This window comes from Spiroplasma syrphidicola EA-1 (genome assembly GCF_000400955.1).
GTDB lineage: Bacteria > Bacillota_I > Bacilli_A > Mycoplasmatales > Mycoplasmataceae > Spiroplasma > Spiroplasma syrphidicola.
In genome coordinates this window covers 543,063-555,299 of sequence record NC_021284.1, presented here as the reverse complement: position 1 = coordinate 555,299, position 12,237 = coordinate 543,063, and the positions used below count along the sequence as shown (strand labels likewise).

10 protein-coding genes and 1 pseudogene are annotated in these 12,237 nt (G+C 27.8%); 6 read left to right on the top strand and 5 right to left on the bottom strand.

The features are described from left to right. Positions 1–18 precede the first annotated feature (18 nt). Both SSYRP_RS02610 and SSYRP_RS02605 read left to right on the top strand, forming a co-directional pair. Complete coding sequence (locus SSYRP_RS02610; RefSeq protein ID WP_016340754.1) at positions 19–2,973, top strand: hypothetical protein; 2,955 nt, start codon at positions 19–21, stop codon at positions 2,971–2,973. A gap of 136 nt (positions 2,974–3,109) precedes the next feature. Then, the gene (locus SSYRP_RS02605) at positions 3,110–4,171 is read left to right on the top strand and encodes a glycosyl hydrolase family 18 protein (protein ID WP_016340753.1); all 1,062 of its coding nucleotides are present in this window, start codon (positions 3,110–3,112) and stop codon (positions 4,169–4,171) included. A gap of 103 nt (positions 4,172–4,274) precedes the next feature. Here the strand turns inward: SSYRP_RS02605 and SSYRP_RS02600 are convergent, their stop codons facing one another. After that, complete coding sequence (locus SSYRP_RS02600; protein WP_016340752.1) at positions 4,275–5,402, bottom strand: hypothetical protein; 1,128 nt, start codon at positions 5,400–5,402, stop codon at positions 4,275–4,277. Positions 5,403–5,748: 346 nt separating this feature from the next. Here SSYRP_RS02600 and SSYRP_RS02595 point away from each other — a divergent pair, with 346 nt between their 5' ends. Then, positions 5,749–6,456, top strand: coding sequence for a hypothetical protein (locus SSYRP_RS02595; RefSeq protein WP_016340751.1), 708 nt, complete (start codon positions 5,749–5,751; stop codon positions 6,454–6,456). Between the two features lie 78 nt (positions 6,457–6,534). After that, complete coding sequence (locus SSYRP_RS02590) at positions 6,535–7,752, top strand: lipoprotein (protein ID WP_016340750.1); 1,218 nt, start codon at positions 6,535–6,537, stop codon at positions 7,750–7,752. Positions 7,753–7,815: 63 nt separating this feature from the next. Here SSYRP_RS02590 and SSYRP_RS05365 read toward each other — a convergent pair. From SSYRP_RS05365 to pgsA, 4 genes and pseudogenes are all read right to left on the bottom strand, one after another. Continuing rightward, positions 7,816–8,103 (bottom strand): annotated as a pseudogene (locus SSYRP_RS05365) (transposase); the annotation flags it as partial. Between the two features lie 305 nt (positions 8,104–8,408). Further along, positions 8,409–8,924 carry a hypothetical protein gene (locus tag SSYRP_RS05275; protein WP_236608060.1) on the bottom strand — a complete coding sequence of 172 codons (516 nt, stop codon included), beginning with the start codon at positions 8,922–8,924 and terminating at the stop codon, positions 8,409–8,411. A 149-nt stretch (positions 8,925–9,073) separates the two neighbouring features. Next, a complete protein-coding gene (locus tag SSYRP_RS02580) occupies positions 9,074–9,880 on the bottom strand; it encodes an SDR family NAD(P)-dependent oxidoreductase (protein WP_016340748.1) in 807 nt (268 codons plus the stop codon). 1 nt (position 9,881) lies between these two features. Further along, on the bottom strand, positions 9,882–10,583 hold the full coding sequence (pgsA, locus tag SSYRP_RS02575) for a CDP-diacylglycerol--glycerol-3-phosphate 3-phosphatidyltransferase (protein ID WP_016340747.1): 702 nt from the start codon (positions 10,581–10,583) through the stop codon (positions 9,882–9,884). Positions 10,584–10,680: 97 nt separating this feature from the next. Between pgsA and SSYRP_RS02570 the strand changes: the two genes are divergently transcribed. Both SSYRP_RS02570 and recA read left to right on the top strand, forming a co-directional pair. Continuing rightward, a complete protein-coding gene (locus SSYRP_RS02570; RefSeq protein ID WP_016340746.1) occupies positions 10,681–11,145 on the top strand; it encodes a CinA family protein in 465 nt (154 codons plus the stop codon). Between the two features lie 52 nt (positions 11,146–11,197). Further along, the gene (gene recA / locus SSYRP_RS02565; RefSeq protein ID WP_016340745.1) at positions 11,198–12,235 is read left to right on the top strand and encodes a recombinase RecA; all 1,038 of its coding nucleotides are present in this window, start codon (positions 11,198–11,200) and stop codon (positions 12,233–12,235) included. The last annotated feature ends 2 nt before the right edge of the window (positions 12,236–12,237 follow it).

Here is a 12,237-nt window from a genome sequence, read left to right as displayed (position 1 = left end):
ATGGAGAAAACTGAAAAAGTGAAAAATAAACTTGATATTTTATATAATCGTATGTGCCCAGCATGTCAAAAAAAATTTAATGATATAATCAACAATATTAAACATAATTCAAGCAAAAATATCCAAAATTTAGATATTTTTAATTGCCGTATTGACCCTAATCGTTCAATAAGAGAAGATCAAGGAATTCGGCCAGTCGGAATAATCCGCTGTCCTTATGATTCTTATGTTTTTATTTGAAAAGATAATCTATATGATAATTTTGGTTTATCAAAATTGCCAGTCATTAATAATACGATTACTTTGTCTCGCGAAACAATTATGCAAAGTAAAAATAGTTTAATACCTTCTGGTAATAATCAATTATCTAATCAATCACAAATTTCAGCAATTAAAGAATTACAAGTTAAAAATAATTTTTATTTAGTTCACATTTCAAAAATGCGTAAAAAAATAGCTATTATTTTTGTCTTATTAATTTTGTTACTTGGGGCTAGTGGTGGTTTTATAACTTGATATTTTTTAACTGATCAAGCAAATAGTCAAAATAACTTAATTCTTTTATCTAACGATTTTACAATAACTAATTTAACAACTATTTCAAGTAATAAGCCTGAAGTAATTTTACAAGAAGCCCAAAAACAAAATTTAGAATTACAAATTAAAGAATTATTAGTTAAAGATATTACTGAAGCAAGTGCTGTTGTTTATCCAAAACCTAATAGTACAGTTTACAAAAGTAATTCAACAATTAAAGTTACTTTTAAAGCAACAAAAATTACTTTATCAACTCATCTTAAAAAAACTACTTTTACTGATGACATTTCTAAAAGTAATCTTGATGAAATTTTGGCAATTATTGCTAGTTATCCAGAAAATAATCAATTAAAAACCGCGGAGCTTAAACTTACTGAAACTAAATCAGGACGAAATGCTGAAAGTAAATTTTATAATTTAACAGCCAAAGATGCTAATAGTCAATATCTTAGTGATGATACAATGCAAGTATCATTTGAATACATTGTCAAAAAAGAACTATCAACAGATTTAAAAGTAACAAATCTAGAAAAAATTAATGACAAGTCAGATTCTACTATTCTTGAAAATCTTAAAAATAAAAATAAAGATCTTATCATGTCAGAAATTTTAATTGAGAATATTACTGATACAAAAGCTACAATCAAACCAATTAAAGATAGTCAATTTTATTTACCAAATGATAAAGGAATTGAAATTCAATTTGAGTTAAAAAAAGAATTAAAAGATGTTATTTTAGTAAAAATTTTGGGTGAACTTGAAGACAATAAAGAACAAACAATTCTTGATGCTATCCAAACAGCAAACAAAGACTTGGACATTAACCAAATTCAATTAGACGGGACTCCTAGCAATACAGAAGCAATTGTTAAAGCAAAAAGTGATAGTAAAGATTATAAACCAGGTAGCACACAAACGGTAAACTTTACACTATCAGTTGTCAATGATAAAAAAGATCTAAGTGATGTAATTACAGTAACAACATTAGGCGAACTTGACAACAACGAAGAACAAACAATCATTGATGCCATTAAAGCAAAAAATGACCAAGTTGATACTAATGAAATCCAATTAGATGGAGTTGCTGAAGAAACAAAAGCTACTATCAAAACAAAAGATGACAGTACAATTTATAATCCTGGAACTGTCGACGTTACCTTCACAATAAAACAAGAAAATACGAAAAAAGATCTAAGCGATGTAATCACAGAAACAACATTAGGCGAACTTGACAACAACGAAGAACAAACAATCATTGATGCCATTAAAGCAAAAAATGACCAAGTTGATACTAATGAAATCCAATTAGATGGAGTTGCTGAAGAAACAAAAGCTACTATCAAAACAAAAGATGACAGTACAATTTATAATCCTGGAACTGTCGACGTTACCTTCACAATAAAACAAGAAAATACGAAAAAAGATCTAAGCGATGTAATCACAGAAACAACATTAGGCGAACTTGACAACAACGAAGAACAAACAATCATTGATGCCATTAAAGCAAAAAATGACCAAGTTGATACTAATGAAATCCAATTAGATGGAGTTGCTGAAGAAACAAAAGCTACTATCAAAACAAAAGATGACAGTACAATTTATAATCCTGGAACTGTCGACGTTACCTTCACAATAAAACAAGAAAATACGAAAAAAGATCTAAGCGATGTAATCACAGAAACAACATTAGGCGAACTTGACAACAACGAAGAACAAACAATCATTGATGCCATTAAAGCAAAAAATGACCAAGTTGATACTAATGAAATCCAATTAGATGGAGTTGCTGAAGAAACAAAAGCTACTATCAAAACAAAAGATGACAGTACAATTTATAATCCTGGAACTGTCGACGTTACCTTCACAATAAAACAAGAAAATACGAAAAAAGATCTAAGCGATGTAATCACAGAAACAACATTAGGCGAACTTGACAACAACGAAGAACAAACAATCCTTAACGCTATTCAAACAGTAAACAAGGATGTCGACATTACTGAAATCCAATTAGACGGAGTTGCTGAAGAAACAAAAGCTACTATCAAAGCAAAAGATGACAGTACAATTTATAATCCTGGAACTGTCGACGTTACCTTCACAATAAAACAAGAAAATACGAAAAAAGATCTAAGCGATGTAATCACAGAAACAACATTAGGCGAACTTGACAACAACGAAGAACAAACAATCCTTAACGTTATTCAAACAGTAAACAAGGATGTCGACATTACTGAAATCCAATTAGACGGAGTTGCTGAAGAAACAAAAGCTACTATCAAAGCAAAAGATGACAGTACAATTTATAATCCTGGTACAATTGAAGTTACCTTCACAATAAAAGAACAATCGTCTACTAAAAAAGATACGAGTAAAATTTTATTAAAAATAGATTTTGACAAAAATATTAATATTAATAAAGAAGTTATACTTAAATAAAATAGCCTTTAAAAGGCTATTTTATTTTTTTAAAATCAGTTATAATTATTTTAGCATTAACCATGCTACTTATTAAAGAAATAACGTCTATATAAATTTATCAACGATTTAATTTACTATGAAAGGGATAAAATTTATGAAAACATTATTATCATTAACTGGAGTTTTTGCTTTAGGAGCAGCTCCAATCGGAACTTTAGTAAATAATACAAACAATATTAATGAAACAGAAAATTCAGTTTTAGTTGGATACTGACATAATTTTGACAATGCTCAATCAGCACAATGAACACAGGAATTTGCAAAATATATCGATTTAACTGACGTTCCAACTGATTACAGTTTTGTTAATGTTTCATTTATGCGTTCAGAACAAATAGGGGTATTGCCTGATTTTACACCATTAGTCGCAACACACCCAGAAATGACACAAGAGCAAAAAAATGCTTTTTTTGCGAGTGAAGTTGATGTACTACATAGTCGTGGTCAGAAAGTTATTTTATCATTAGGAGGAGCAGATGCACATGTTGATTTAAAAACAGCTGATACAGATGCTTTCATTGATAAAATTATTGAATTAACAAATAAATATGATTTTGATGGTCTAGATATTGATTTAGAACAAACTGCTATTAATGCTAGTGATAACGAAACAGTTATTCCAGAAGCTTTAAAATATGTTAAAGACTATTATCAAGCTCAAGGAAAATATTTCTACATTACAATGGCGCCAGAATTTCCATACTTAAAAACTAACGCAGCGAATGCAGATTATATTACATATTTAGAATCCCTGGAAGGATATTATGATTGAATTAATCCTCAATTTTATAATCAAGCTGGTGATGGAGTTAATGTCCAAGAAGAAGATCGTGCTGAGTTAAACTTGAACTTATATTGATTACCGCAAAATAACGTTGAATACAAAGCAGAATTTTTATACTTAATTAGCAAATACATTGTAGAGGGAAAAGATAACTTCTATCAAATTGATGCTAACAAATTAGTAATGGGATTACCTTCAAACATTGATGCTGCTAATAACGGTCAAGTTCAAACAGGTGATATTGCAAAAGCAACAAATTACTTAAAAGCAAAAAACATCTTTATCAAAGGATTAATGACTTGATCAGTAAACTGAGATAAAAATGTTAACTACTGATTCAGAGATATTTACTTAAATGAATTTTACCAATAAGATTATTAAAATAATAACTTAATAAAATACAATAACTAAAATTTAAAATTAAATTTAAAAGCCATTTTTAATAAAATGGCTTTTAAATTTTTCTATAAAATATTTAATATTTACTACTAAAAGATAATCTAGTTCCTTGTGCATTTGCATAAGCATCATAACTAGTACCAAGGACAAAACTTGCTTTCATCCCAATTACAAGTTTAGTTATCAATAATAATGTTAAACCATCTGGTTCAAACTCATAACTTACTTTTACATAAAAAGCTTGCCAATTACCATTTGATTCTTCTCAATTGTTTATATTAATCTCTTGATCATTACCTGTATTACGGATTTCAACTGTTTTATCAAAATTAGTTTTTCTTGTTATTACTGAACCCCCTGGATAACTTATCCCTGATTCATATTCACCATAATATGATAAATTAAGATTAAAATAATCTATAAATTCTTGTTTTCCTAAAACTGATCGATATCTTGTTGTTGCATGTACTTCACTTCAACGTGTTCCGCTTGTAACATGTAGCGCTGTATTTTTACGTTCAGCAAAATTAGCAATATCAGGAATGATTGTTTTATATTTGACTTCCACATCACCAAAATAACCAGACTCTTTTGTTGCACTAATAATTGCTTTTCCATAATGTAAATTACCCGTTTTAATTGCAATATCACTGATTCTTAAATTGCCATTAAGTTTAAGTACTTTGTCTAAAACTATTTTATAGCTCATGTCTTTTTCTTGAAAAGTTCCTAAATCATTATTAATAAGGACACTTCCTAAAGAATGATCACTTTCCCCGTTGGTATAAGTTAATTTGAATTTTAATTCTCCTGTAAATCCTGGTTCATTAATCGGAATAAATAGAGCATCCATAGTGAAAGTTTCATTTTTCGCTGGGATTGTTTGTTTTAAACCACCAATAAATCAAGCTGATTCGTTTTTAATTAGTGAAAAAAATAACAATTGTACATCGGCGTTTTCTGGATAGGCTTCATAAATCCCCATAAAAACTTGTCTCTTAATATCCGCAAAATTATAGTCTGAACCATCTAATGGAGACATATCAGCTCTGATAACTCCTAAATTTAAGTTATTTAAATTAATTGGGCTTGCTTTCTTATCTGTTTTATTAGTTACCTGATTACCATTAACTGATGGGTAAATTAAAGGCACATTTGTTGCTGTTAACCCAACAGCCCCTAAAATACTTAATAATAATTTCATAAATAGTTTCCCTTCTTGCGTAATTCCCTCCCGCCGCCCTTTAATAAGATTGCTAAGGTTGATATTACTAAGGTTGATATTACTAATTTTAATATATTTTATAGTAAATGTTAACTTTAAAACAAAAAAGTTTATAAATAAGGTAATTCAAATAGAACAAAAAATAGTGATTAATTATTATTTATTTACAATACTAATATTAAAAAATAGGGAACGACCAGTAATTTAAAAATAAACAATAAAAATCAACTATTTTAATCAATCACGTTTGATTTAAAAATTTGCAAAAATAATTTTAAAAAGTATAATAATAAGTAGGTTTAAAATATTAATTAGGAGAACTACTATGAACATCAGTAAAATTAAACATCAATTTTGTTGACTTGTTGGCATTATTTTGGCACTATTTGTTTTAAATAATATCATAACAGCAATTTTTAACGTTTTTCTAAATAATATAACTTTATTTTACTGAATTTATAATTTACTATATAGTATAATAATTTTTATTATTTTTATTTCATATATGAGTTTATTAATTCAATTATATACAGATATAAAAAGATACAATTTTTTAGCATCACCAAAGGTCAAATTAGAATGAAAAAATATTATTGGCAATAATAGTATCTTAATAATTTTATGAATAACGAATCTTTTCATTTTTTTCATAAAAATATTTAATCATAGGCATTCATTAATTAGCATCATTTTAGGAGCAGAAGATAGTATTTATTTTGGCTTATATTACTTTTTTGCCTTTTTATATTCAAGTTTTATTATTTTTTTAATCACAACTATTATTATTACTATTTTTTTTAAAAAGTACTTAAAAATAATTAAAAACATTTCAAATATTGATCTTTTTGAAGAATTTTTTGAAAACTATCTTGAGTATTTAGTTGTCATTGAACCTCAAAATACTGTTATCATTTATTTTTCTAATAATTTTTTGAATGCAGTTACGTTAAAATTTCGAAACTTAATTTTCCGTTTTCGTTGATCACTTTATTTAAATAATTTTAAAAAGGGCGTAGCACCACCTTTATTTTAATAATTTACTAAAATAAATCTTAAAATAAAAAAAACAAAATAAAAACTAATTTTAAACAATAAAAGGAGAAACAAAAAAATGAAAAAATTATTAAGTATTTTAGGAGCCGTTGCCATTACTGCTTCTGGGGCAAGTTCAGTTATTGCCTGTGGAACTCAAAATGTTGCTAGTCCAATTGACAAATTCAATATTAAAGATAGCTATGATGTTATTCCAAACGCCTATGAATTAAAAAAACTATTAGTAAAAGATGGAAATAATGTTGATATTTTACAAATTAAATTTACGCCAGGATTAAATGAAGCGATTATCCGTTATATGGGTGAACCTAACAGAGCACCTTTTGTGACAAAAAAGGTTACAATTAATCCTTTAACAAATGATGTTTATCATATTATTACTAAAACATCATTAGCAATTAATGGAATCCCTGAAGCAAAACAAAATAAAGAGGGGATTTTAGAAGCAATTAATCTTTTAAATCAAACTAATTTAACAGCAAATGATGTTGAAGTAGATTATGAAGCAGGAGGAAATGTTACTTTAACTGGCCAAAATAACTTTACTGGCAGCGTTATTATTTACAATGAAAAAATGCTTTGAAGTGATTTAATTCCAGTTCAAAATTTAGGAAATATTTATCTTGGTCATAATATTATTGACTATTATAATGGACATATACAAAAATATCCTGAAGATGAAAATGCTTTAGCTGTTATGCTAATGATGCCATTAGTATTTGAATACGTGGGAGCAAAAAATTTATTAATGGAATTTTTCCAAGCTAATATGATTACTTGAGGGCTCCAATGATCTGGTACCCCAGGGGCTGTTACAATTAAAATAGATAATAATTATAACGGAACATTTATCTTAAACCCACCGGAAAATAACTCATTTATTAATGAAAAAATTAAAATAACTTTTAAAGCTTTAGAAGATAATCGTCCATATGTTACTCCAACACAATTACCAACTGATGATTTAATACCAGGGGATTGAAGTACTCTTAAAGAAAATTTAGATAATGACTATACAATCAATAATATTGAAGAAATTGTCGGTGATTTAGTAACTAAATATTTTGGGGAAGAATTTGTTAATAAGTATCGTGATGTTTTAAATGAAGATTTTTGAATTAGAACAGTTGATTACAATACAAAAATTGCTAAATTAGAAGTTAAGCCTGGATCAATGCTATTTATGAACCATGATAAAATGGCAGCAAATGTTGTTAATGGCTATGTTTCACCAGTTTATGGTTACGATATTGAAGTCACTTTTGGCACTAAATAGGAAATAAAATTTAAAGAACAATAAAAAAGTAAGTTCAGTGAATATGTCAAGAAAAATAGACAATTAAAAAGTTACTTGAAGGAATGATTTTCTGTATTGAACAGGACTCATTCCTTTTAATTTGGCTTGTGGTCTTAAATTGTTGTAAAAATAGATATATTTAGGTAGATTTTCAATAATTCATTTGGCTGTTCGTTTTTTTATTTTTATATGATATAAAAATTCAGTTTTCATAGTACGAAATCATGATTCTGTATGGGCATTATCATAAGAGTTTCCACGTCTGGACATTGAAATCGTAATTCCAAGATAATTGCATAATTTTTCATAATCAGAATTTGTATAATGAAAACAAAGACTTTAATACTAATGAAATTTTGGACTACTAAATCAGTAATAATTTAGAAAAAGAATTTGTTTTTAAAAACATAATTAATTCTTGAGTAAAAGCTGGAAAGCCATCAACTTGAGTTCTACAATCAGATCTTTTACTATTGATCAAAAATAGGTTATGTCGTTTGTTAATAAATATGTTATGTCTGTTCCTATTTTTTGATTAATATCTGTGGTTGAAAAATCTTGATTCCTGATATTTTCATGTCTTTTGTTATCAAAAGATAATTTATAATTAAATTTTTTTATTCTAATAATTGATTTTAAATTCATATTTTCATATATCTATAGACAATATGTGATTTTAAATTTCAATTATATAGTTTATTAATAATTAGTGTTAACATATTATATCCATAAATTTTCTTAAAAGTTAGAAATAATGTTTTAACTATTTTTACAATTGTATTATTTCACTTATTAAATGCTTTCATACCACTATTAAATCAATTATAATAACCAGCTCTAGAAACATTTAAAATTTTGCATAAATATTTAATCTTGTATTTTTTCTTTAAGGACCAAATCATTTGAAATTTCTTCTTTTTCGATTTGTTCAAAGACTTTTTTACATCTTGAATCATTTCAATATACTCAATTAATTCTTTTTTTGTCATTAATTCAAAGTTAAGATTTTTTGGAGGGCCTGTTCGGCGAATTCCTTTAGATTGTAAACCATTTCCTGGTTCTAACGCTTTTTCGCCACTAATTTTAGCTGCTTTTTTTCAACGAGTTAAAGTTGGTGTTGTAATTCAAATTTTTTGATTGTTTTTGCTCAACCATTTTCTTTGTAATATTTTAAAATATTAAGTTTTTCGTTTTTTATAAATCATTTTGTTCCCATAATAAAAAAATACCTTTCAATAAAATTATGACACATAACTAACTTTTTATGTGTCTATTTTATTGTAGGTATTCACAGATGAACTTACTTTTCTTTTCGTTTTCTTTGATAATTATAAACTGATGTTAAAACTCAACTCTGGGGAACATATTTTGTTAATTTTTTAACAAATTTATTTGTTGTTCCTGTGATAAGATAATTTTTTTTCTTAACTTTTAAAGCTTTGTTTAAACTTTTATGCGCATATTTTTGCGTTGACATTACTTTTACTGTTGAATGATAATTAGCATCGCTTTGATTACTACTGCGATTTCAAAAATCGGTTTTTAATGGCCCTGGACAAACTGTAATAACACGAACTGGTGATTTTGTTTTTTTCAGTTCTGTATTAACAGCAACACCTAGACTTCACACATAAGCTTTCGCCGCATAATAACTAGCAAAAACTGGCCCAGGGGTAAAGGCTGCTAAACTACCAACATTAATCACTCGACCAACACCATTTTCAGAAAAACGTTGGACAAATAACTTTGTTAAAATATGTAAAGCTTTAATATCTAAATCAATCATATTTAATTCTTGTTCTAGATCAGAATCTTTAAAGTAACCCCAAACACCATATCCGGCATTATTTATTAAACATGTCACATTTTCGTTTTTTGTTTCCTGGGCTAATTGATAAACATTAGCTATTTTACTTAAATCTAAGTTTAATAGTTTGACTTTTTGATTAGGGTACTTTTTAGCTAACTCTTCTACTGATTCACAATTACGAGCAACAGCTATAACATGATAGCCTTTTTCAAATAATTCTTGGCAATAGGCATATCCTAAGCCTTTACTTGCGCCTGTTACAATTGCTCATTGATTAGCAATTTTTTGCTTTGCCATTTTAATTATTTTCCTTTTGTTCAGGTAATTTTGGTTTATTGTTAATAACTGTAAAATCAAATAACATTTTACGATTTAAATAAATATAATTTCCTGCTGAATACAATGATAATAGCGTTGCTAAATACATTGGAATCATGATTACTTGATTAATTCAACCAAATTCATCCCATTGACCATTACCATGAATTTGGCCATTAAACATTTGGAAACCAACAAAAAATAGCATTGACATTCCTAACATTTCAACCGCTGCTTTAACTTTTCCTCATCAATTTGCGGCCATTACCACTTTTTTGCTAGCTAAAATTTGACGGACAACATCGATAATTAAATCACGTCCTAATAAAACGACAACAATTCAAACCGGCAAAATATTGGCACAAGCAAAAACAATTAAGACAGTATTGGTTAATAATTTATCGGCAATTGAATCAAAAAACTTTCCAAAAGTAGTTACTTGATTATAATGACGAGCAATATAGCCGTCTAAAAAATCAGTTAAACTAGCAATAATAAAAATAATTCCTGCCACTAAATAGGCATAAGGTAGGGTATAAGTAACAGTATCATTAACCTTAATAACAATTGCATCAGTCCATCCAGCATACAAGGCATTTGAAAATGGATATAATAGCATTAAAACAATTATTACTGGTACTAAAAATAATCTAATTAAAGTGATACGATTAGCTCAATTCATTGAATTTTTCCTCTTTTCTGTACTTTTTATTTTACTTTTACTATTATATTATATAATTAAAAAAAATAAAGAAAAGCGATTTAAGGAGATAAAATAGATGGAAGAGCAAATTGTCGCATTATTATTAAAACATAATTTGACATTATCTAGTTATGAATCAATTACGGGAGGATTATTTGCCAATACAATTACAAATATCCCAAATGCTAGTAAAATATTTCCTGGCGGTCTCATAACTTATAGTAATTATGTTAAAAGCAAAAATGGCAAAGTTAGTAAGCAAATAATTCAAAAATATGGCGTTGTATCTTACGAAGTTGCCGCAGCAATGGCTGATAAATGTCAAAAACAATTTAAAACTGATCTTGCTGTCAGTTTTACTGGTAATGCGGGGCCAACAGCGCTTGATAATTTACCAATTGGTCTTGTATTCATTGGGGTTAAATATCATTCAACCTTAATCGTTGAAAAATTATTATTAGACCCTCATCTTGATCGAATTACAATCAAAAAACTTGCTGTTGAAAAAGCTTTGACTATTTTATTAGAAATAATTAAATAATTAAATGAAATTAAAATAAAATTAGGTAACTAAAATTAGAAAGGAGAATGTAATGGGAACAACAAAAGAACCAAACACTAATATTGAAAAAAATTCAGAAGCAGAAAAAGATCAAATATTAGTTAATGCTTTAAAAGAAATTGAAAAAATATATGGTAAAGGGGCTGTAATGCGTTTAGGAGATAAAACTAATCTAGCAATCGAAGCCGTTTCAACTGGTAGTTTACTATTAGATAATGCGATTGGAATTGGAGGTTATCCAAAAGGGCGAATTATTGAAATTTTTGGTCCTGAATCTTCCGGGAAAACAACGCTTTCCTTACATGCTATTGCGGAAGTACAAAAAAATCATGGTCGTGCAGCTTTTATTGATGCTGAACATGCTTTAGATCCTAATTATGCCAAAAAATTAGGGGTTGATATTAATAACTTAATTATTGCCCAACCAGATAGTGGCGAACAAGCCCTTGATATTTTAGAAACATTAGTTAAATCGAATGTTATTGATATTGTTGTCATTGATTCAGTGGCAGCTTTAGTTCCAAAAGTTGAATTAGAAGGGGAAATGACCGATATTACAATTGGGGCTCAAGCCCGACTAATGAGTAAGGGACTACGAAAACTGAATGGAATTATCTCCAAAACTAATTGTATTGTTATTTTTATTAATCAAATTCGAGAAAAAGTTGGTGTTTTATTTGGTAATCCTGAAACAACAGCTGGAGGTCGCGCATTACGCTTTTATGCCTCTGTCCGGCTTGATGTTCGACGCGTGGAAACATTAACAAATTCTGGAACAGCAATTGCCAATAAAGTTAAAATTAAAGTTGTTAAAAACAAAGTGGCTCCACCGTTTAAAGTTGCCTTAATTGAAATTAATTATAATGAAGGAATTGATTCTTTAGCAGAATTAATTGATTTAGCAGTAACATATGATGTCCTTGATAAATCAGGGGTTTGATATTCATACAATAATAATCGGTTAGGGCAAGGAAAAGAAAAAGTTAAAGAATTTTTAACTTTAAACCCCGATGTTAAAATCGCTATCAAAGATAAAATTTTGGCACTAATTAAAAAGAATGAAAAATAACT